This is a genomic window from Ignavibacteriota bacterium (genome assembly GCA_016212665.1).
In the GTDB taxonomy this organism is placed as follows: Bacteria; Bacteroidota; Ignavibacteria; order UBA10030; family SZUA-254; genus FW602-bin19.
The window spans coordinates 23792-46141 of the sequence record JACREZ010000005.1 but is presented as its reverse complement, the minus strand read 5'-3'; the positions used below and the strand labels follow the sequence as shown (position 1 = coordinate 46141).

The 22350-nt window shown below is 41.3% G+C and carries 26 protein-coding genes; 1 reads left to right on the top strand and 25 read right to left on the bottom strand.

The window, feature by feature from the left end:
• Nucleotides 1–319: 319 nt before the first annotated feature.
• Nucleotides 320–811: a hypothetical protein gene (locus HY960_01760; GenBank protein ID MBI5214459.1), complete on the bottom strand. Its 492-nt coding sequence runs from the start codon at nucleotides 809–811 to the stop codon at nucleotides 320–322.
• Nucleotides 812–1500: 689 nt separating this feature from the next.
• On the opposite strand from HY960_01760, the gene HY960_01755 reads away from it, so the two are divergent.
• A complete protein-coding gene (locus tag HY960_01755; GenBank protein ID MBI5214458.1) occupies nucleotides 1501–2385 on the top strand; it encodes an FkbM family methyltransferase in 885 nt (294 codons plus the stop codon).
• A 54-nt stretch (nucleotides 2386–2439) separates the two neighbouring features.
• Here the strand turns inward: HY960_01755 and HY960_01750 are convergent, their stop codons facing one another.
• The 24 genes from HY960_01750 to HY960_01635 all read right to left on the bottom strand — a co-directional run bounded on the left by HY960_01750 (nucleotide 2440) and on the right by HY960_01635 (nucleotide 22281).
• Nucleotides 2440–2796, bottom strand: coding sequence for a hypothetical protein (locus HY960_01750; protein MBI5214457.1), 357 nt, complete (start codon nucleotides 2794–2796; stop codon nucleotides 2440–2442).
• Between the two features lie 394 nt (nucleotides 2797–3190).
• Entirely contained in the window at nucleotides 3191–3679 is a 489-nt protein-coding gene (locus HY960_01745) for an HIT domain-containing protein (GenBank protein MBI5214456.1), read from the bottom strand.
• Nucleotides 3680–3685: 6 nt separating this feature from the next.
• Nucleotides 3686–3946, bottom strand: a complete 261-nt coding sequence (locus HY960_01740; GenBank protein MBI5214455.1) for a DUF4160 domain-containing protein — start codon at nucleotides 3944–3946, stop codon at nucleotides 3686–3688.
• A complete protein-coding gene (locus tag HY960_01735) occupies nucleotides 3933–4223 on the bottom strand; it encodes a DUF2442 domain-containing protein (GenBank protein MBI5214454.1) in 291 nt (96 codons plus the stop codon). Before HY960_01735 ends, HY960_01740 begins: the two co-directional genes overlap by 14 nt.
• A 128-nt stretch (nucleotides 4224–4351) precedes the next feature.
• Nucleotides 4352–6460 carry an elongation factor G gene (gene fusA / locus HY960_01730; protein ID MBI5214453.1) on the bottom strand — a complete coding sequence of 703 codons (2109 nt, stop codon included), beginning with the start codon at nucleotides 6458–6460 and terminating at the stop codon, nucleotides 4352–4354.
• Between the two features lie 266 nt (nucleotides 6461–6726).
• Nucleotides 6727–7113, bottom strand: coding sequence for a DUF948 domain-containing protein (locus tag HY960_01725; GenBank protein MBI5214452.1), 387 nt, complete (start codon nucleotides 7111–7113; stop codon nucleotides 6727–6729).
• A gap of 46 nt (nucleotides 7114–7159) precedes the next feature.
• On the bottom strand, nucleotides 7160–7543 hold the full coding sequence (locus HY960_01720; GenBank protein ID MBI5214451.1) for a YtxH domain-containing protein: 384 nt from the start codon (nucleotides 7541–7543) through the stop codon (nucleotides 7160–7162).
• A 449-nt stretch (nucleotides 7544–7992) separates the two neighbouring features.
• Entirely contained in the window at nucleotides 7993–8883 is an 891-nt protein-coding gene (locus tag HY960_01715) for a zinc ribbon domain-containing protein (protein MBI5214450.1), read from the bottom strand.
• A gap of 10 nt (nucleotides 8884–8893) precedes the next feature.
• Nucleotides 8894–9202, bottom strand: coding sequence for an integration host factor subunit beta (locus tag HY960_01710; protein ID MBI5214449.1), 309 nt, complete (start codon nucleotides 9200–9202; stop codon nucleotides 8894–8896).
• A 42-nt stretch (nucleotides 9203–9244) separates the two neighbouring features.
• Nucleotides 9245–10159 (bottom strand): signal peptide peptidase SppA, encoded by a 915-nt coding sequence (gene sppA / locus HY960_01705; GenBank protein MBI5214448.1) that lies wholly within the window; start codon nucleotides 10157–10159, stop codon nucleotides 9245–9247.
• A 128-nt stretch (nucleotides 10160–10287) separates the two neighbouring features.
• The gene (locus HY960_01700; protein MBI5214447.1) at nucleotides 10288–10563 is read right to left on the bottom strand and encodes a zf-TFIIB domain-containing protein; all 276 of its coding nucleotides are present in this window, start codon (nucleotides 10561–10563) and stop codon (nucleotides 10288–10290) included.
• Nucleotide 10564: 1 nt separating this feature from the next.
• Nucleotides 10565–11572, bottom strand: coding sequence for a TerC/Alx family metal homeostasis membrane protein (locus tag HY960_01695; protein ID MBI5214446.1), 1008 nt, complete (start codon nucleotides 11570–11572; stop codon nucleotides 10565–10567).
• Nucleotides 11573–11748: 176 nt separating this feature from the next.
• Nucleotides 11749–12231 (bottom strand): Hsp20/alpha crystallin family protein, encoded by a 483-nt coding sequence (locus HY960_01690; protein ID MBI5214445.1) that lies wholly within the window; start codon nucleotides 12229–12231, stop codon nucleotides 11749–11751.
• Between the two features lie 278 nt (nucleotides 12232–12509).
• The gene (trxB, locus tag HY960_01685; GenBank protein ID MBI5214444.1) at nucleotides 12510–13460 is read right to left on the bottom strand and encodes a thioredoxin-disulfide reductase; all 951 of its coding nucleotides are present in this window, start codon (nucleotides 13458–13460) and stop codon (nucleotides 12510–12512) included.
• The gene (gene queG / locus HY960_01680) at nucleotides 13457–14410 is read right to left on the bottom strand and encodes a tRNA epoxyqueuosine(34) reductase QueG (GenBank protein ID MBI5214443.1); all 954 of its coding nucleotides are present in this window, start codon (nucleotides 14408–14410) and stop codon (nucleotides 13457–13459) included. The genes trxB and queG overlap by 4 nt, the downstream gene beginning before the upstream one ends.
• A gap of 169 nt (nucleotides 14411–14579) precedes the next feature.
• Nucleotides 14580–15425, bottom strand: coding sequence for an MBL fold metallo-hydrolase (locus HY960_01675; protein MBI5214442.1), 846 nt, complete (start codon nucleotides 15423–15425; stop codon nucleotides 14580–14582).
• 121 nt (nucleotides 15426–15546) lie between these two features.
• Complete coding sequence (locus HY960_01670) at nucleotides 15547–15891, bottom strand: 4Fe-4S dicluster domain-containing protein (GenBank protein ID MBI5214441.1); 345 nt, start codon at nucleotides 15889–15891, stop codon at nucleotides 15547–15549.
• A gap of 21 nt (nucleotides 15892–15912) precedes the next feature.
• Nucleotides 15913–16275, bottom strand: coding sequence for a DUF309 domain-containing protein (locus tag HY960_01665; protein ID MBI5214440.1), 363 nt, complete (start codon nucleotides 16273–16275; stop codon nucleotides 15913–15915).
• A 66-nt stretch (nucleotides 16276–16341) separates the two neighbouring features.
• The gene (locus HY960_01660; protein ID MBI5214439.1) at nucleotides 16342–16566 is read right to left on the bottom strand and encodes a DUF4926 domain-containing protein; all 225 of its coding nucleotides are present in this window, start codon (nucleotides 16564–16566) and stop codon (nucleotides 16342–16344) included.
• An 18-nt stretch (nucleotides 16567–16584) separates the two neighbouring features.
• Entirely contained in the window at nucleotides 16585–16917 is a 333-nt protein-coding gene (locus HY960_01655; protein MBI5214438.1) for a hypothetical protein, read from the bottom strand.
• A 24-nt stretch (nucleotides 16918–16941) separates the two neighbouring features.
• Nucleotides 16942–20487 carry a methionine synthase gene (metH, locus tag HY960_01650; GenBank protein MBI5214437.1) on the bottom strand — a complete coding sequence of 1182 codons (3546 nt, stop codon included), beginning with the start codon at nucleotides 20485–20487 and terminating at the stop codon, nucleotides 16942–16944.
• A 233-nt stretch (nucleotides 20488–20720) separates the two neighbouring features.
• On the bottom strand, nucleotides 20721–21740 hold the full coding sequence (locus tag HY960_01645) for a redoxin domain-containing protein (GenBank protein ID MBI5214436.1): 1020 nt from the start codon (nucleotides 21738–21740) through the stop codon (nucleotides 20721–20723).
• A 117-nt stretch (nucleotides 21741–21857) separates the two neighbouring features.
• The gene (locus HY960_01640; GenBank protein MBI5214435.1) at nucleotides 21858–22064 is read right to left on the bottom strand and encodes a type II toxin-antitoxin system HicA family toxin; all 207 of its coding nucleotides are present in this window, start codon (nucleotides 22062–22064) and stop codon (nucleotides 21858–21860) included.
• Entirely contained in the window at nucleotides 22057–22281 is a 225-nt protein-coding gene (locus HY960_01635) for a type II toxin-antitoxin system HicB family antitoxin (protein MBI5214434.1), read from the bottom strand. The genes HY960_01640 and HY960_01635 overlap by 8 nt, the downstream gene beginning before the upstream one ends.
• Between the last annotated feature and the right edge of the window lie 69 nt (nucleotides 22282–22350).

Genomic DNA, 22350 nt, shown 5'->3' with positions numbered 1-22350 from the left:
TTCAATAACTATTGAATGGAAATAATCATTTGACCAACGAGTGTAATGATAAAGAAAAAAAAAATCCCAGTCAATACGTGAACTACGCATTTTTGGGGGGGTAAACTACGATTTTTTGGGGGGGAAACTACGCAAAACGTGCATGGGTAAACTACGACTATCAAAAACAGGTCAATTTGAAGGATTATTCTTGGAGACTATCTCGCGCCAACGGTATTCCAGAATCGTCGAAGGTGAAATGGATTCCTGCTTTCGCAGGAATGACACCCAAGGCGATTGCACTTTTTTTGACAGCCCCACGTGAATATCCCTTCTTGGATTATTTCTTTCTTACAAATTTGTATTCATAATCGTGTGTAAGAACCAGACCAATAATCCCGCCAACTATTCCTCCTGCCAGCCCTCCTGCGCTAGCAAGATAAAGTGGAGCAAGTTCTCCGGCAAATTTTTTATCTTTTTCTTCTGAAGAAAGAAAACCGGCAGTTCCTCCAACAACAACACCTACTCCGAATCCTTCCAGCGCTCCCAACCATGGCGCTTCACAAACAACTACATCAATCTGAACTGTTGAGATGGTGAAAACCTGAGCAGAAACTACATCAACCCACCGTATTGAATCATGAGTTACTTCAAGGTTCTTCCCCTCCATTATTCGTCCATCTGATAATTCAATCCTGCAATGTTCTCCCTTCACCTCATTGATAAATTCTAGTAAGCTGAGAGAATCACCTCCAGCCGGTTGGGAGACAAAGTTCGAAGATGTACATCCATTCAAACAAATGAAGGTAATGAATAAGAAGAGTATTTTCATATTTCATCTTTCTGTTTTGATGATTACATAACTGGTGGGTATGTGGGAGTGGAATGATCTTGGTTCGATGCAATGTATCGAACACATGAAGTTGTTGATGAATCGTGGAGCAGAACAAAACTGTAAAGATAATTCTTCATAAGAATCTCCGAAATAGTTATTGATGATTGTTTGTTACATACGGGGATAACATACATCATTTATTAGGTATTTACAATAGTAGGCGCAACCTTTGTCTATGGCATTCCTTTGGGATATGGTTGCGTTTCCAAATTAAAAGCGCAGACGTAAAGTCTGCGGCTACACGTCAATCGGACTTTTGGGACAGTTTCGAAATTGGAGTTCTATGTCACTCCTACGGAGTGTAGTATGGTTGCTTTCATTTCTGCAATATTTCCCCCTCTACGAGTCGTAGACCCTTGGGGTTAGTAAATAGTAACTTCAATCATTTAACATCATAGATGTCGGTCAAAATTCATTTCCACACCGTTTATAGTCGAGATAAATCTCGACCTACATTTTCTTCCTGCTTCGTTACGCCCGCAATAACCATTCGGAAACACCCTCACTCAGTAATTCATATTCGATTTAATTGCTGGGAGGTCACGGACCATTCCGTGACCTGAACGCACGTGTCACGGTGGGACCGTGACACCCCGGGACTCGGTAATTCATATTCGATTTAATTGATGATTGATAGTGTGAGTGATTATTGGTACATTCACAAAAATATTTTTCACAAGCAGATTGAGTACGCATTGTATCTGAATAAACACCTTTTGAAACCCATCGAATATCCGAACCTTGTCCGTTTAGGCGAGAAAGGAGATGGCGGATATGTCATTCCCGGAGACCAAATCACGGAGTGCGATGTCGTAGTCTCGCTGGGTCTCTCCGATGATTGGAGTTTTGACAAAGAGTACCGGATGAAAAATCCTGCTGTGAAAATTATCGGCGTTGACCATAGCATCGGGCGATGGTGGTTTCTCCGGAGAATCCTTATTTATGCATGGAAAGTGTTCCTGTACGGTCTCCTCTTCAATGGTGAGAAGAGGAAAAAATATCTTCAGCGGATTCACCGGTACAAAGAATATTTTACATTCTTTCAACGTCCGAATATTCATATCAGGAAAAGAGTGTCAACCCTCCGTAACGCAACGGATATTCGGTTGAGCGATATTGTTGATATGTGCCCGGAGAAGAAATCAGGGCATGATATATTTTTGAAGATGGATATTGAAGGCTCGGAGTATGAAATTGCACAGGATATTGTGAATGCACAGCATCGCATCCGGTGCATTGCGGGGGAGTTTCATGACCTCGATACAAGAACAAAAGAGTTCAATGAGTGTATGCTCGGTTTAACGAAGCATTTTTATGTCGTTCATATTCATGGAAACAACGGAGCGACGTATGATGTGCAGAATGATTTTCCCTCTGTGGTGGAGATAACGTTTATCAATAAAAATGTTGTGGGGAACGATTGTTCACACAGTACCGCCCTGCTACCGAGAGAAGGACTTGATTATCCTAACAATCCTGCAGTCCCGGATTATTCAATTCGATTCGGGTAAGTTCGGAAAGGTAATTCCTCTCCGACACACCGGGACTCCATTCATCCAATGCAGTTACTCCTTCACAGGAGTCACTCTTGTAGCAGTAAACACATCTCCGTGGAAATGTCCCAGCAGTTCAACCACACCGGCATTGATGATTTCTTTACTCACCGGCTCATGGAGTTCAACTTTCCGTTCTGTGTTATTGATATCTTTTGCAATGAAGGAGAAAACATTTCCGTTCGCATCTCGTTCCATCGGTTGCGAACTGACAATCTCGACATTGACAATTTGATTGATTTCGCTGTTGGGCTGGAACTTACTGAAGTCTCCGAGCGTGGCAGAAGGAAAGATATAACTGTATGATACCGCAATAACAATTGTCGCGGTAATAACAAAGAGAAGAATTTTGGCGTGATTGGAGTTCATAGTTTTTTCGATTTGGCTTAATGGTTACAAGATATAATATTAGAATCTGAAGTTATTCAAACATCGGATTTTAAGGAAAAAAATCCTAAATCATAATATCGAAATTCTAAACAAATTTTAATCTCGAATGTTCAAATTCACCTGAAAACAGTAGTTTGTTTTTTTTGAATTTCGGGTTTGTTTTGCATTTCGGTCCACGACCCGTAGGAATTTCGATATTAGGATTTTTGACGTCAACCAACGGTAGTGCATAACTAGCAAAAATTCTAAGTTCTAAATACAATAAAAGATATTAGATTTGAATTTGTTTCGATATTAGAATTTAGTATTTGTTTAGAATTTAGATATTTGAAATTCGGATTTAACAGACAATGCTACCTCAAATTATCACTCCTTACAATACATTCCTCAACTTCCTCAATGTCTCCCTCATATCTTCAGAAATAAGTTTTGTATCGGCAAGCACAGGCATGAAGTTCGTGTCGCCATTCCATCGGGGAACAATGTGGAAATGGATATGTTGGTCAATTCCAGCGCCCGCAACCTTTCCGAGATTGGAACCGATGTTGAAGCCATCGGGGTTGGAGATTTTTTTAAGAGCGTTCATCATCTTCTTCAGAAGAGACATAATCTCGAGTGATTCATTATCTGTGAGTTCGGAAAAATCAGCCGTGTGCCTATACGGGACAATCATAAGGTGTCCGCTGTTGTACGGATAGAGATTCATCAGTACAAAGCAATGGTTTGCCCGGGTTACAATCAATCGCTCATCATCAAGGTTCGCCAGATGTGCTTCACAAAGAATACACGCAGTCGAATCTTTCTTCGGCTCGGAGAAAGACTCGATGTACTTTGAACGCCATGGGGAGAAGAGTTTGTTCATTGACTATTACTGTAATGGATCTACTTTTGTATATGGCTTTTTATTGAGAATATCTTTCCAGTTAGACAGTAATTCTTGCCGATGCTCGTCAGACCACTCACGAATTAACTTCATTGCTCGTTCGGGCATTTCTCCCTGTAACAATTTCCCATCTTGTATTGAAATCATCGCTTCATATTCTCCATAAATTGCATGAAAATGAGGTGGTTGATGGTCACGAAAATGGATATAAATCGAAATGCCATAGAATCGGCTAATGAGTGGCATACTCAGGTTCTCCCTGATTCAGATATTCTTCAAAGTTTAATCCCTTGATTTCCAAATAAAGTGACAAGGAATCAATATCTAATTCTTCATTCCAAGCGATAGCGCCAGATTGTTTATCTATGTACACCTGTCTAAAGAATTCCTGATTTGTAAATGGTTCGAAAACACCTTGTCCCGCAATATCACTGAGTGATACAGTTCCTTCAGTACCATCATTAAATTTAATCCAGAGTAAATAATTTGGTAATGCTTTTACTTGAGTAGGATGTAGTTTCATTTTGCTAAATGAGCGGTCAATTTCATGTGTCTAAATGTAGAGCATCAAAAAGAATTTACCAAATATTCACTCCGTGTCTCAGTGTTTATTTTAACCACTGAGACACGGAGAGCACTGAGAAAAGAATGTTATTCCTCTCCTTCAATCTTATGTTTCTGATACTCGGCAATAATCTTCTCGGTGATTTCAGCCGGGACTTGCTCGTAGTGGTCGAACTTTTGTTTGTGAATGCCACGTCCTTGCGTCATGGAACGGAGATTGGTTGAGTATCGGAAGAGTTCCTTCAACGGAACGGATGCTTTGATGATTTGATGAGAACCGTCGGAATCCATTCCGAGAATTTTTCCACGGCGACTTGAAATATCGCCCATAACGTCTCCCATGTATTCTTCGGGAACGGTTACTTCGATTTCATAAATCGGTTCAAGGAGGATGGGCTTAGCTTCGACAAATCCCTTTTTGAACGCCATACGTCCGGCAATCTTGAATGAATGTTCGTCCGAATCCACATCGTGGTATGAGCCATAGAACAGGGTCACTTTCACATCAACGACTTTATATCCTGCGATGACTCCTCCTTCCATTGCCTCTTTAACACCTTTTTCCACCGCTGGAATAAATCGTCCGGGAACGACACCACCGACAATTGCATCTTCAAATTCAAATCCCGAACCACGAACAAGCGGTTCAATTTTAATAACTACGTGTCCGTATTGTCCTCTGCCACCCGATTGTTTCTTATGCTTGTACTCAACTTCTGCCGCTCTGCCGCGTACTGTTTCCCTGTACGGAATTTTCGGCTCGGCAAGTTCTACTTCGACTCCGAACTTTGTTTTCAATCTCTTGATGACGGTCGTCAGGTGTTGTTCTCCCTGTCCGCTTAACACCGTCTGATGAAGTTCGGCATCAACACTCATAATGAATGTCGGGTCTTCTTCATGCAATGAGTGAAGTCCGGTTGCAATCTTATCCTCGTCGCCTTTTGTCTTTGAGACAATTGCCATACTGATAATCGGCTCAGGAAACTTCACTGTCTGAAGTTTTACCGAAAGTGATTTGTTACTTAACGTATTGTTTGTATGCGTGTCTTTCAGTTTCACGACTGCGGCGATATCACCGGCAAATAACTTGGCAATTTCTTTTCTCTCCTTCCCGTTCATGATGTACAACTGTGCCATGCGTTCGGATTTTCCGTTATTGTTGTTGACTAAATCCAAACCGGGAGAAATTGTGCCTGAATAGACACGGAAATATGACAGTTCACCGACATGTTGCTCGGAGACGGTTTTGAAAACAAACATCACCGGTTCTGCCGAAGGATTGCAGACAATTTGGGTCTCTTTTTTTGCTTCCGCTGTCGAGCCGGGAAGTTCACCCAAGACCGACGGCATTTCGTTCGGCGCTGAACAAGAATCAACAACAAAATCAAGCAACGATGCTGTTCCGATATTATGTGAACCTGCGGTACAGAATATCGGGAAAAGTTTTCTCAGGCGGATACCGGAGCGCAATCCCTGTGCTAATTCTTCTGCTGTCAGAGCGCCGTTTTCAAAAAACTTATTCATTAATGTTTCATCGGTTTCAGCAATCTTTTCGATTAATTGCTCCTTCATTTTCTCTGCCTTTGCTTTCAAATCGGCAGGAATGTCTGCTTCGGTATATTTTCCTTTCCCGTTCCGCTCGTATTTCAACATCTTCATTTTCAATACATCAATTATTGATTCGAATGTCAATCCTTGAGTTGCCGGAAATTGTACCGGGATAACATCGTGCGATAAACGTTCTTCCGCCATTTTCAGGACTTTATCGAAGTCCGCATTTTCATTTTCTAATTTGTTGATAACAAGAACGACACCGTTGTTATATTCCTTGGTGTACTTCCAAACGATTTCCGTTCCTACTTCGATTCCTTCCACTGCCTTCAATAACACAACAGCGGTATCGGCAACACGAAGACAACATTTTACTTCTCCTGTGAAATCCACATAGCCGGGTGTATCGAGCATGTTGATTTTTGTACCTTTCCATTCGCATGTCAATAAGGATGCGTTGATGGAGTTCTGTCGCTCAATTTCGTCGTGATGATAATCGGAAACAGTATTTCCTTCTTCAATTTTTCCAAGCCGGTTAATAGTTCCGGAAGTAAAAAGAAGCGCCTCGGCAAGCGTAGTTTTACCTGCTCCGGCATGACCAATTAAAGCGATATTACGAATGTGTTCTGCATTATATTCTTTCATAAAAATATTTCCTTGTTCTCGGTTAGATGTTAAATAAAAAAATCCTGTTCAATGAAGATTCATTAAATAAACGTAGTTGGGGTAAAATTGAATTGTTGAAAAGTAGTACAGAAGAATTTCTGTAGAATGGAAGTTAAAACTTGGTTGCCTCTCAAGCAGTGTTGACGCTTTGAATCTTTCCTCACTTCAGCCCGCTCTTCGTTGTGAAGAGCGGGGCGTTGAAGTGAGGCAAACTCCTTGCCGATGGTATTCAAACTCAGCATTGGTTATCCCCGGACACGGTCAACGACTCCTCGTATTCCTCTGATAATTGAAGAGAGAATATTCAACGCTTCAAAAATCGGTTCTTGTACTTTTTGTTGTATTCGTTGTTGAAACTCAACGATGTTATCTGAGATGCCTTTCACTGAGCGAATTGTTTGTCCTACCATCTCGACCTGTTCTTCGATGTTGGCAGTGACACTTTTTATTCGCGTCGTGATGACTTCAAGATTTTCAAACACAGGTATTGCCTTTGAACTGATTTCGCGTATGTCCTGCTCAATTTGTTTGAGAATATCACGCACACGAATGATGGTGACAATCAAATACACACTGAGGACAGAAACACACGCCAATGCAATTACCTGCATAAAGACTAAAAGTGATTCCACAAAAGTTCCTGCTGTAAATTACGGATGTTGTGAAGAAGTTACAGAGTTAATTACTTTCTTTTTTATATGAATCAACTCCGGCACGAAATGCAACGTTGACTTTTTTCGCTTCTTCTTCTGCCCGAACTTTTGCAGTCGAAATCAACTTATCTGCATCATCGAGCAAGTGACTTGCCTGTTCTTTTGCGTCGTTGATGATTTGGTCCGAACGACGCTTTCCTTCGTTGATAATATCAGCCGCTTTCGTTCGTGCGAGGTGAAGTTTTTCGGCAACTTCATCTTTCAGATCGCCGGCTTTTTCTTTGATTTCGCGGCGTAATTCTTTTCCGCTCTTCGGTGCATAGAGAAGCGCAACAATCGCTCCTACAACCGCGCCGGAGAGAAAACCAATCATTAAGCCTTTTGCCATTCCATTGTTTTCTTCAGCCATAAAAATTTCTTGTTCTAATTGTAAGTTTGAATGGTTTGAAAGTAGTTACAAATTGATTAAAAAACAACTTGGGATATTTGGAATTATTGTCATTTATCCATCATCACTGAGGCTGTCCGAAAAGTCCTTCATCATTCGACATTCCTTGTTCGACATTTGATATTCAAGTAAATAACGAATATCGAAAGACGAATTCTTAATTCCGAAGTTGCCTTTCGGACAGCCCCTCGGGGATGGACGAGAATCGTTCAAGTAAATGAAACGTTTCTCTTGCTTTCATAAAATATTCTTAAAGAAAAACCTGCGCGACAAACCGACCGGTTTGTCACACAGGTTTCATTCTAACGTTTCTTCTTCTTATGACGCATCTTCCGCAGGCGTTTTTTCCGCTTATGTGTTGACATCTTGCGGCGTAAGCGTTTTTTTCCACTTGGCACGTGTGTTTTCTCCTATGATGGATTATTGAATGAGTGTTGTTGAATTAACATTTTTGCTTTCTGTCCCGTTTCCGTTGTCGAATCCAGGGTTGCACATTGTTGGAACCAGTTTTTCGCTTTGTCCATGTTGCCCATGTGCAGGCTAACAATTCCTAAATTAAAATATCCCATTTGATGTTTCGGGTCATGTTGCAATGCCGTCTCCATCTCTTTCTCTGCAAGCATAAGATACTCATGATGCTTGACCGAATCAAGTAAGGATAATTCAAAATATGAAACACCTAAGTCAACCCGTGCATTTGGGTCGGTCGGATTTTTCACTAAATACTTTTGATATTCATTCACTGCGCGACCAAACATCCGAACATCCTGCAAACGATTTGCAAAGCGTAACTGCGTCTGCATGTCATCCGGATTTTGTTGTACCGCTTCTTCCAATGCCTGAACTTCTTGTAACATCTCCTGTGGAATAACAGGTTGTTGTCTTTGCACCGGAGCCACTTTCCTGGGCGCCGGTTCAATTTTTTCTTCGTCCGATTGAAGCACGACAAGCACGATTATAAAAATCACAGCCATCGCTACAGTAATTTTCCAACTCTGCAACGATTTCAGTGGCGGAGTTTTTTCCGTTGCAGATACGTTCTCTTTTGATTTTGTTGATTCAACCTGCTTCGCTACTTCCGAACCAGTTGGAACTCCACAACTCTCGCAATACAGGGATGTTTGTTTATTTTCAAACCCGCACATCTGACAGGTAATAAGTGAACCACCTTCAACATTAACAGATTCTTTCGACTGAGCAGCCGATTCGTTCCATGTAAGTTTCGTTCCGCATGAACTGCAAAACTTATCGCCGAGAGCGACTTCTTTACTGCACGATGGACAAAGTATTTTGGGTGTCATGGAAGAAAAATTACTCAACAATTGTTGGTTGTCGTTTCATCAACTTATCGTTGACCATTCCTTTGAGTTCTTTCGAAACCTTAAAGATAGGAACGAAATGTTCATCAACCATCACCTGTGCGCCTGTGCGAGGATTTCGCGCAACTCTCCCCTTCCGCTTCTTCGTCTTAAAACTTCCGAAGCCGCGAATCTCAATATTCTTTCCCTCCTTCAGCGCCTCAATGACTGTTTGAATAAATCCGTCAACGACGGCTTCTGTTTCAACTTTTGTAAGTCCTGTACCGGAGGCGATATGGTCAACAATATCTGCTTTCGTCAAAGTGTTATTCCTTCGAGTTGTATAACATGTGTGATGTACGAATTAAAATCCTTGTGGTATTCTGTATTGCAAAATCGGTTGATGCAGTATCTGATTTTTCAAATCGGTAAACTCAGGAACCTCTGCATCGTTCATAAGTAAATCGAACAATGTGGTTTTCTTTTTTGCTTCTTTCACAATTGATGGTTCACCGCTGATGCCTGCAAGTTCAGCGGCAATACCGACAGCATCTTCAAACGTTCCGAGCGTATCAACCAATCCCAATTCCAATGCCTGCTCTCCGGTGAATACTCTTCCGTCGGCATACTTCACCAACGTATCATGTTCAATTCCCCGTTCATCTTCAACGACGCCAATGAATTGTTTATGAACATCATCCATCAAACTTTGAAAATATTCTTTATCATCAGCAGTCATTTTTCTAAAAGGATTTCCTGCATCCTTCATCTTCCCGCTCTTGATTGTGTTCATCGTGATTCCGATTTTTCCCATCAACGAATCGAACTGCATGAACTGAGAAATGACACCGATTGAACCGGTCAACGTTCCCTTATTTGCTACAATTTTATTTGCCCCGCAAGCAACATAATATCCGCCGCTCGCCGCAAGCGAACTCATGCTCACCACAACAATCTTCCCTGTCTCACGAATCTTCCTCACTTCCTCATAAATTTCCTGACTTGCCGCAACACCGCCGCCGGGAGAATCTATGCGTAATAAAATTGCCTGAATCGAACGGTCTTCATGAAACTTCTTGAGTTGACGAACAATCTCCTCCGAATCAAGAATCACACCCTTTATCTCGACCACTGCAATCTTTTCCCCCGAACCATGAAACACGATTTCCTCTTTTCGGTCAACGCTTTTCAGCATCAGCCAAAACATAAGGACGGAAACCGTAGTTAACAGTCCAAGTCCGAGCAGGACAAAGAGAAATATTTTTGTTGATTTATTCACAAGTAATTCAGTTGTTCTATACCAAAATCTAAAATCAAGACCGTTAAGTCATTGATTTTGCGTCCCATTATACGAAAAGAAGGGTGAAAATTCAAAAAACGAAATTGATGTTCATTGTTTGACGCCTTTTAATCAAAATCAAACAACTCTCCAAGGAAAGATTTTTTCCTCCGTTTGTAATATTCAGTGGATTGGAATTTATCATCATCATTATCGTTATAACGTCTCTCGCGAAAATTATCCTCATTTTTCTTCGGTCCAAACTCAATTTCGGATGAACGTTCAAGGATTTTTTCAAGTTCTCCCCTGTCCAACCAAATCCCACGGCATTTCGGACAGTAATCTATTTCAATTCCTTGTTTTTCACTCAGTAATAAATCAACGTTACAGACAGGACATTTCATGTTATTTTTCTTTCTTTTTTATTAATGAATAAATGATTGATGAGCCAATCAGGGCAATGATGATAATAAGAGACCAACTAATTGGAAATTTTCCACCAAATGCTTCGTTTAACCAAGCCATTTTTAAACCAACGAAAACAAGTACGAGGCCCAAACCATACTTGATGTATTGAAATTTATGTATTACTCCTGCTAACATAAAATACATCGCCCGTAAACCGAGTATAGCAAATACGTTTGAGGTAAAGACAATCAAAGGTTCGTTCGTGATTGCAAAAATTGCAGGAACTGAATCAACGGCAAAAATAATGTCGGAAACTTCGATAAAGAGAAGCGCTACCATTAAAGGAGTGGCATACAATACTTGCTCCCTTCTTAAGAAAAATTTTTGCCCTTCGATAGTTGGTGTTACAGGGAAAATTTTTGTAAAGAGATTGATTATTGGATTTTTTTCAGGTTCGATTGGTTTTTCCGGTGCGAAAATGATTTTTCCGCCAGTCAAAATCAGAAAGATACCAAAGAAAACAACAATCCATTGGTACGAAAGAAGAATCGAACCCATTGCAATAAAGAGAATTCGGAATATCAGAGCTCCTATGATACCAAAAAATAAAACCCTGTGCTGATATTTTAACGGTATAGCGAAGAAACTGAAGACAACAACAAAGACAAAGATATTATCAATAGCTAACGTTTTTTCTACTATGAATCCGGTGAGAAACTCAAGTGCAACTTGTTTAGCAGCAAGTTCGGAATTGAATCCTGGGAGCGTAGTCAGTCGGGCATCCGATTCAAATATTCCTTGAGAAAAATAGTACAGGAGTACGTTGAATATGAGAGCAAAAGAAATCCAAACAACACTCCAAGTGAGTGATTCTTTAAATGAAACCTCATGCGCATCTCTGTGAAAGACACCCAAATCTATCGCCAGCATAACAAGAACAAATGCTGTAAAACCTGCATAGAAGTGCCAATAATCTGCAAACGGGAAGAGTATTATATTTTCCATAATGAATTTTTACACTAAACTCTTTATAGGTTGAAAAAGTTCAATAACAAAAAAGGGTCGCTTGCGACGACCCTTCTGATAGAAATAAGTCATGAAGTATTTGTTCTGATTTAGTACCGAGTCAACAGCAAACAATAAACTGTAACCAAGAACCGAAAACCAGTAACCCGTGAAGTTTACTTCACTTTCACTTCGATTTCCTTCGGTTTTGCTTCTTCAACTTTTGGCAGGGAGATTTCCAAAATGCCATTGTTGTAGGAAGCCTCGATTTTGTCTGCCTTCACTGAAGTCGGCAGTGAGAACGAACGTTGGAATGAACCGTAGCAACGCTCCATCCGGTGATAGTTCTTCTCTTTCGATTCTGTCACCGATTTCTTCTCTCCTTTGATGGTGAGAACCGAATTGGCAACGTTAATCTTTACATCGTTCTTATCAACTCCGGGAAGTTCGACATGAACGAGGAATTCGTTTTCCTTCTCAAGAATATCAACCGGAGGCAACCAAGCACACGCAGTCTCATCCTCTACAACTCCGCCCCGGAGAAATCGGTCGAACATGCGGTCCATTTCCCGTTGCATCGTTGTAAATTCATTTGTGACATCGTTTGCCGGATGCCATGCTGTGACATCTCTGAGAGGTTTCCATCGAATAACTGACATAAATATTTTCCTTTATATTGTGAATGATTGATTGAATGATTGTGCTTCTTCTATTTTCAATCATTGTGCCAAAAGGAAGACTTTGTTTTTTGTTTGAAATCAAAGTAATATAAATCTTGTTCCATCTTCCATTGTCAGGCTGTCTTTTTTGGAGCAAATTTTTCATCGCTTGGCTGTCAATCTGTCGTATCAGAGAAATGTAAAAACCGTAAACTGAAAACAGGAAACAGGAAACTTCAAACCAAAACTAAAAACCCAAAACTACAAACTAAAAATTCTTACAGGTGCAAAGTTTCCAAATACCGTTCGGTATCTATCGCCGCGGCGCAACCTGAACCTGCCGCTGTAACAGCTTGACGATAAACAGAATCTGCTACATCACCTGCCGCAAATACTCCGGGAATATTTGTCGCAGTTGAACCCGACTTCACTTTAATGTATTCCTTTTCATCCATTTCAATCTGTCCCTTGAACAGCGATACATTTGGTTGATGTCCGATTGCGACAAACAAGCCATCCAGTTTCATTTCATTAACGCCACCTGTCTTGAGATTTTTTAGACGAACACCTGTAACTGATTTTCTCCCGTTTTCCTCTTTTCCAAGCACTTCCTCAACTGCCGAGTTCCAAATGAAAGAAATTTTCGGATTTGCCATTGCCCGTTCCTGCATAATCTTTGATGCACGAAGTTGGTCCCTTCGATGAATGACATGTACTTTTGAAGCGAACCGTGTTAAATAATTAGCTTCCTCCAGCGCTGTATCACCGCCGCCGACGATTGCTACTTCCAATCCTCTGAAAAAGAATCCGTCGCATGTCGCACAGGCAGAAACTCCGTAGCCCATAAATTTCTTTTCTGATTCGATGTTCAACAATTTTGCTGATGCTCCTGTCGAAATGATAACTGAGTCAGCAGTGTATTCTTCCGTATCAGACCAAACTTTGAACGGACTCTGAGAGAAATCCACTTTGGTAACATCCTGAAAGAGCGTCTTGGCATTAAACCGTTGCGCCTGTTTTCTGAATAAATCCATCAATTCAGGACCGAGAATCCCTTCAGGAAATCCGGGATAGTTTTCGACTTCTGTCGTAATCGTAAGTTGTCCACCGGGCTGATGTCCTTCAAAGACAAGCGGGTTAAGATTTGCTCGTCCTGTGTAAAGCGCGGCAGTCAATCCTGCCGGACCTGAGCCGATAATAATTACTTTGTAATGATTGTTCGAGTTCATGTATTTTCCTTTTCTTTCTGTTTCATTGTATCTAAAATAACTTGTGCGTTTCGTCTAAGCCCCTGAACTTTCGTTCGCTTAACAGGACTACGATGAAATCGTTTTGAAAATTCTTCTTGTGTAATTGATGCAAGTTCCTCCAACAAAGGCGCTTGATTGAATTCTCTTGGAGAAAATTCTTGCATTTCAGTTTCTTGTCCGAACTTGTGATTCCAAGGACAAACATCCTGACAGATGTCGCAACCGTAAATCCATTTGTCAAACTTCTCACCTAACTCCTTTGCAATCTCACTCCTATGCTCAATAGTCAAATACGAAATACATTTGTTTGCATCCACAACATACGGTTCAACGATTGCATCTGTCGGACATGCTTCGATACAGAGTGTACAATCACCGCAATGGTCAGTTGTAGGAAAATCGTACTCGAATTCAATATTCAGGATGATTTCACCAAGAAACAGCCACGAACCATATTCCTGTGAAATAACATTCGTGTGTTTCCCTTCCCAACCGATTCCTGCCCGTTGCGCCCACACTTTGTCCATGACCGGACCTGTATCAACATAGACCTTCCCAACAGTTTCCAGCTTTTGCTGTTTGATGAATTCAAGCAACGTTTCCAATCGTTTTTGAATAATCTCATGATAATCATCTCCCCAAGCATAGCGCGAAATTTTCCCTGATTCAATGTTCGATGAATGTTGAACAGGAGTGTAGTAATTCATTGCTACGCAAAGCATTGACTTCGCTTCAGGAAGAATCAGTGTAGGGTCAATTCGCTTTTCAAATCCCCGTTCCATCCACGACATGGATGCGTGATAACCTCGACTTAACCACTCCTGTAACTGTAATGATTCTGCATCAAGTCGTGTAATCGGTGCAATGCCAACCTTGCAAAAACCAAGTTCGAACGCTTTCTCCTTGATAATGTTTTTAAGTGATTGCATCCATCATCTTGTAGTTTGATGCAGAAAAATCAAAAACGATTCACCATGAAATTGTCATTGCGAGCGAAGCGAAGCAATCTAATTTTTGAAAGTGGAACAGAATGCGGGATTGAGAGTACCCTGCTCCACCCCTCGCAAAAACGGTTTTCCGTATTCCAACACATACTCATTATTTGAAATCAACTACTTTATCGAATGAGTAACCTTTATCCGTCAATTTGACCGTTCCGGCAACAGTATTCGGGTCATGCTCAAAAAAGAGGAGCCAATGTTCCTCTGTTGCTTGTTTCAAAATCTTCTTTCGTTCTTCGAGCGTTACCAACGGACGTAAATCATACGCCATGATATATGGCAACGGAACATGCGCCGTTGTTGGAAACAAATCACAACAATGTAACAAAGTCGAGTTCCCGTCAGAGATTTTCGGTAATTGTTGAGCGGCTGTATGTCCGTTCACCACAACCATTTGGATGTTGGGAAATAACTCAACTTCTCCATCAACAAACTCAAGTACTCCATGCTCTTTGAGAGGCATGAAGTCATCGTACATAAAACTTCCTTTGTCTCGTTCGGTTGGATTCATCGCCTGTTCCCAATGCGCCTTCTGAACATAATACTTGGCATTTCTGAAAGTCGGTCGAAGCACGCCGTTCTCTTTTACTGTCGAACCTCCAGCGTGGTCAAAATGGAGATGCGTAAGAATTACATCCGTGATGTCATCCGCAGTCAATCCGATTTCTTGCAATGATTTGTTCAACTCAAACTGAGTCATATCAAGTCGGTAAATATCAACCTGTTTCTCGGTGAACTTCGAGCCGTTTCCATTATCAATAAGTATTTTTCGACCATTGCCAATCAACAATAATGCTCGGGCGGCAAGTGTAATTCTGTTTCGCTCGTCAGGTGGATTCGTTTTACTCCACAATGGTTTGGGAATAATGCCGAACATTGCGCCTCCATCGAGCGCAAATCGTCCGGTTTCTATTTGATATAATTCGTAGTTACCAATCATCATATTTGTTCAATCAAAAATAACCAAAACTCAAACCAATAACCTCTAACCGATATACAACAGTAAATAAAAAGAGGTCGGAAGGAATGAACCAACCGACCTCAAATCAAACATCAGTCGAGAGTTAAGCGTTCTTCCTGAAGTGAGAGTTTGTTTCACTCAAATCATTGAATGCTCTATCAGGGTGAATTTGTTTTGCTCTGTCAAAAAGTAGTTCTTCACTTTCGACATGATTCGGGTCAGGGACACAGCAATCAACGGGACATACCGCCGCGCATTGTTCCTGATCAAAGTGACCTACACATTCCGTACATTTTTCAGGAACGATGTAGTAGAAATCGTTTGAGAGTGCATCAAACATTTGTCCGTTGAACTCGTACTGTGCTCCGCCTGCGTAGATTGCAGTGTTCGGACATTCGGGTTCACACGCGCCGCAATTGATACATTCTTCGGTTATCATTGTTGCCATAAAAGGTCCTTTAGTTATTGTTCAGTGGTAAAGTAATTTCGGTATTTGTGTTTCGTCAACTTCGACTCTCTCTCCTTCTAAACCTTTGCCTGCGAGCGTAAGCCATTTTGGAATTTCATTCATCACAGAATCCACGTCGAGAGTTCGATGATGCGGACGGTACTGTTCTAATTTTTGTTGCGCTTTCGTCCATTGGCTATGCGCACCTTTGAAATTTTTGTTCAGGAAGTGATAGAAGCCGACAGAAATTTGAATCAATCCTTGAAGAAACAACCGGTCATGACCTCGTGTTTCGTGCCATAAATCCTCAAGCGTGTCGTGACATTCAAAGAACATGTGATTATTAAACTCATCAATTCCACGCTTGAATTGCTCTTCATTCATTCGGGCGTAAGTATAGCAAAAAGGGGGAAAATATCCAATAAAATTTAGTGGGTTGTAACAACATAGTTATGCAACCATCCTGACATGTGGAATCGCACGTTTGTCAGCAACACGAATCTGCGTAGATGAAAGAGTCAGAACGGCAATCGTCTCACCTCCAAGCGTTACAAATTCTACTTCATAACCGTCAGAGTTTGTGTACGAGTGGACGATGATACCGACATCTCCTTTTTGAAGATGATGCTCAGGTACATCGGTAGTCAATACGACTGTATCAAGTTCATTTAGCATATTCATTCCTTATTTAAATTATAGTGGAAATGCTGTAACAAAGTGAGGGTTTATTTTTTCTTTGTCAATCACCCAGATTGTCCTAATGAGAGGATTACGTCCATCGGGCGTTTGTATGTTCCCATCAATCACATAACGTGTCCCATGTGGAGATGATTGGACAGAAGAAACTTCAAACTCCACCACAAGTTTTCGCAATGCTTCTCTTAGTATTTCCCATCGTTGTAATTCAAAACCAAATCGTTTAAGGTAATTTGCTTTCGTTCTTCCTATCGGATGAACATCAGAAAGAAGGTACTCAGTAATTTTCTTCTTTGCAATTACTACGTTTTCAGCATTAGGCAAGTACATAGTTTTATTTTGTAATCCAAACCATCAGATATTAAAATACCTCGCCTCCGGATGATGCACAATAATCGCATCCGTACTCTGTTCAGGAACAAGTTGAAATTCCTCCGTTAATTCAACACCGATTCGCTCAGGTTTCAGTAATTCAAACAACTTTACATGGTCTTCGAGATTCGGACAGGCAGGATAGCCAAAACTGTATCGTGAACCTTGATATTTCTGACTGAACAGTTTCTTCATCTCAGGAGAATCGTTCTGTGCAATCTTAAGTTCCTCTCTGATTCTTTTATGCCACATCTCCGCCAACGCTTCAGTAGCTTCGACACTCAATCCATGAAAGTAGAGATAATCTTTGTAATTGTTTGATTTGAACAATTCCTGTGCATACTCCGATGCAACGTTCCCCATCGTTACTAAATGAAAAACAACTACATCAACTTTACCTGAGTCTTTCGGAGCGAAGAAATCAGAAATACAAAGGTGGCGGTCTTTGGATTGACGAGGATACGTGAAGCGAAGATTTCGGATTTCACCCGCCTGCCAAAGCGAAGCGGCGGGCAGGGATTTCGGATTGCGGATTACTTCATCGTTGTGGCAAACAATCAAATCATTTCCATCGGAGTAACAAGGAAAATAGCCATACACAACCTTCGGTTGTAATAACTTTTCACTTTTTACTTTTAACTTTAACTTCTCTAACTCAGGGTAGATTTTCTCCTCCAACAATCTCTCGTATTCGGATGGAGCCATCTTCCCCTTCCTCACCTGCCATTGCCCGCGAAAGAGAGCAACTTCATTGATGTACTTGAATACTTCATCAAGCGAAATATCTTCGATGACTTTTGTTCCCCAAAAAGGCGGCGTTGGTATTTGCTCTGCCGGTTTGATTGAAGAGAGTATTTGTACTTCATCCGATTTCAATGACAATGCAATCTTCGCTTCCAATCCTGTTAGAGTTTCTTCCTCGTCAGTTTCAAGTTCGGAAACTATTTCACTTTGTTCGATTGGAATTCCACTTGCTTTGTTTGAAGCAAGTTCTTCCATAAAATGTAATCCATCGAACGCATCGTTCGCATAAGAAAGTTTGCCTTTGTAAACCGGCTTCAAATCCTGTTCGACATATCTACGCGTTAGCGCGGCGCCGCCAAGCACGACAGGAATAGTAACATTCTGCTCGTTCATCACTTCAAGATTTTCTTTCATGATGAGCGTTGATTTCACCAACAAACCGCTCATTCCGATTGCATCGGCATTGTGTTCTTCTACAGCATGAAGCATTGTCTCAATCGAACATTTGATTCCGAGATTGACAACTTTGTAACCGTTGTTTGTCAGAATAATATCAACCAAATTCTTTCCGATGTCGTGGACGTCTCCCTTCACCGTTGCAATCACCATCGTTCCCTTTGATGTTGAATCTGCTTTATCCATGAATTGCTCAAGATGCGCGACGGCAGACTTCATTACCTCAGCAGATTGAAGAACAAACGGCAATTGCATTTGTCCGCTTCCGAATAATTCACCAACGGTCTTCATTCCATCAAGCAAAATATTGTTGATGATTTCCAACGGGGGATATGTTTTCAGGGCTTCATCCAAATCTTTCTGCAAGCCAACTTTATCGCCGTCAATAATCCTGTTCTTCAATCGCTCTTCAACAGTTCCCGACTGTACTTTGGCTTCCTTCTTCTCTCCTTTTTGTGAAGCAAAGTGTGCCATCAATTCAGTGAGCGGGTCGTAAACACATTTCACGGTTCCGTCAATCGTCTCAAACTTGCGTTCATCAAAAATCAACTGACGACAAAGTTCTCTCGCCTTCTCATCAAGTTTGAACAGAGGCATTATCTTCGCTGCATGAACGATTGCTAAATCCAATCCTGCCTCAACTGCATAATGCAGAAACACGCTATTGATTGCATGTCGTGCATGTGGTGACAATCCAAAAGAAATATTACTGACTCCAAGAAGTGTTTTGACTTCAGGAAATTCTTTCTTGATGAGTTTGATTGCTTTAATCGTTTCAATTCCTGCCCGTCTGAACTCTTCATCACCGGAACCAAGTGTAAACGTCAGCGTATCGAAAATAAGGTCGTGCGGTTTCATCTTGTATTTATTTACTACCAAATCATATATTCGTTTGGCAATAGCAAGTTTATGTTCCGCCGTTTTTGCCATTCCCTGCTCATCAATCGTGAGAGCGATAACCGCCGCGCCGTACTTTTTACACAACGGAACAATCTTATTGATTCTCTCTTCTCCGTCTTCAAGATTGATGGAGTTGATAATTGATTTCCCTGCAATGAGTTGCAACGCTTCTTCAATCACCGGCGATTCAGTTGAATCAATGACAATTGGAAGAGTTACTTGTGTGTTGAATCGAGTAATGATTTCGTGCATGTCGCTTGTTTCATTTCTCCCGACATACGCCGCGCAAACATCAACCATGTGCGAGCCTTCTCTTGCCGCATCTTTACCCATTCCAACAATTCCTTCCCAATCTTCTTTTGCAAGAAGGTCGCGGAATTGCTTGCTTCCGTTCGCGTTCGTTCGTTCACCAACAAACAAGGGAGGATTATCAATCTGAAGCGGAATAGATTGATACAAACTCGACACACTCGGTGTGAAACTCCAATTCCGTTTTGTTGGCGCGAGATTTCCAACTGCCTTCACAAGTTGGCGAATATGTTCCTTCGTTGTGCCGCAACAACCGCCGACGATGTTCACTCCCAAATCTTTTACAAAGTGAGATAAATAATGTGTAAAATCTTCCGGCGACAAATGATAGTGCGCTCTTCCACCAACATTTTCCGGCAATCCCGCATTCGGCATAACAAGAATCGGCTTAGGACTGTTCGAGCAAAGATATCGGACATTCTCCGACATTTCTTTCGGTCCCGTTGCGCAGTTCATCCCAATTACATCTACATCGAACGGTTCGAGAGAAGTCAATGCCGCTGCAATCTCGGTTCCCAGCAACATCGTTCCCATGGTTTCAATCGTAATGGATACAATAACCGGAACTCGTGTTCGAGTTTCTTCAAAATATTCGAAGATGCCGTACAACGCGGCTTTTGTTTGAAGAATATCCTGACACGTCTCGACGGAAAGCAAATCAACGCCCCCTTCAACCAATCCTTTTGCCTGAATCTTAAACGACTCAGCCATCTCTTTGAATTTGATATGACCAAGCGAAGGAAGTTTTGTGGTCGGTCCGAGCGAACCGCAGACAAACCGTTGATGATTGTTTGATGAAAAGTCCGTCGCAACCCGTTTTGCAATTTGCGCCGCTTTGAAATTCAACTCATAAGCACGCTCGGTTAAATTGTATTCTGCCAAAACAATGGACGTTCCTCCAAACGTATCCGTTTCAATCACATCGCAACCGGCATCGAGATAATCTGCATGAACATTCTCCACAGCGGACGGTTTTGAAATAACAAGATACTCATTGCATCCGTTAAGATGCTCACCGCCGAAATCATCTGCAGTTAAGTTCTGTCCTTGCAGGTGCGTTCCGGTAGCGCCGTCGAAGACGAGAACTTTTTCTTTTAGAATATCTATGAATTGTTTCATGCTAAGGCTTATGTTTCAGGATTATTGTTTTTGTTTCATGTGGAATCTGCCTGTAACGTTATAGCGATTTACCACAAAGCGCACAAAGTCTTCACAAAGAACTCAAAGAAAAGATTCCATCTCTGTGAACTTTGTGAAAATTCTTTGTGACCTTTGTGGTTAAGTTTATGAACGTAGCAGAATTGTTTCCTGAATTTTACTATATCGTAAGTGGTCGAACACTGAATATCTCATCAGTTGTTCGAAATCATCTCCGGTATCACGCTCGATACGAACGAGAACGAATACAACGCCAAGCCATTCGAGCGGGAAGTGAGTTTGAGTTTATGTTCACCGAACGTTTTGTTCTTCACAAGGTTGTAGAGTTTCGGCTCGTTCACTAATACAAAACTTCTTCCCTCCTCATCAATCCGGATGTCTTCGCCTTTGTTCAGCAACGTTAAGAAGTTTCCATCCTGAGCAACAAACACTTGAAAGTTTTTTTCCCCTTCCGGCTTCAACACGGCGTTCACTTCTTTCGCTTGATATTGTACCATGACTCCCCCCTCATCCCCTTCGCTATCGTCCAACTTCAAAAATTCTCTGTGGGCGTACCAGTTGCCTTGCAAGTACAATCTTCCTTCGAGATAAAATCCCGGGTCTTCAAAATAGGTGGTGCATTGCGGGACAAATCCCTCGACGTTTCCAATTGAGCGATGCTGAAAGCCCGCAAGTATTTCCGGTGTGGTTTTATAGGAGATTGCCCCATGCTTATCCTCATCACGAAGGGGAGCCATTATCTCAGGCAACTCTGCGCGGTAACCCGATTCTGTTACAAGCGCCTGAATTGCCTTCTCTAAATCTTTATACGCACCGACTCCTTCCTGAACATATCGAATGAATCCATATTTGTCAATCAATAAACAAGTAGGGTACGTTCGGAAACGAAATGAATTACCGATAGAATGGTCTCTATCAAGCACGACGGGATAATTGAGACGAAATTTCTCAATTGCCTTGCGTACCTCGAACGGGTCGGCGGCGAATGGAAACTCCGGCGTGTGCACTCCGATGACGACCAAATTTTTATCAGCGTAGCGACGATACCATTCCTTCACATACGGAAGCGTGTTCATGCACGCCTGAGAAGTGTAATCCCAAAAATGAATACACACCACCTGACCACGCAATGCCGTCAGCGGAATAGGGTCGGAGTTAAACCAAAAATCTCCGTAAATCTCAGGAGCGCGATGTGTTTGTTGAAGTATTTCCATTCAGTCGTTTCTTTGAAAATTGCTGTGAAAATATAGAAAAAAGGGGGAAGGAAAACAATTTGCCTTATGATTGACAATTGACGATTTAGGATTGAGGGATCGAGATGATAACCATATTCAATAATTCTGAACTTTAGCAACTGCTTCCAAAACTTGTTTCACAATTTTTGGATGAAGAATTTTTACTCCATGAAACGGGAGTACAATTCTGACTGAATTCTTTATGTAGATATGATGACTTCCTTTTACTCGTAACAATTCGAAACCTGCGTCATAAAGAATTTTCTCTGCCTCCTTCGCAGTTAGTCGTAACTGTTTAGACAACAGCCACCTCAAGAGACGTTGTCAGTATCTCTTTGCTCAATACCGTACTTCGTTCTTCGCTGTCAAGCGTCTCTAAATATAATTCGATTGCTTCCTTGATATTTGCCATTACTTCTTCAAGTGTTTCACCTTGAGTCTGACATCCTGATAAGCCGGGACAGTAGGCATAATAACCATAATCATCTTTTTCGATTACAACATTCGTTTTGTAGTTCATAATACCGTTAGTTTACTGTTGTGTTAAATTTGCACAAATATATTGAAATGAAGTTACATACAAAATATT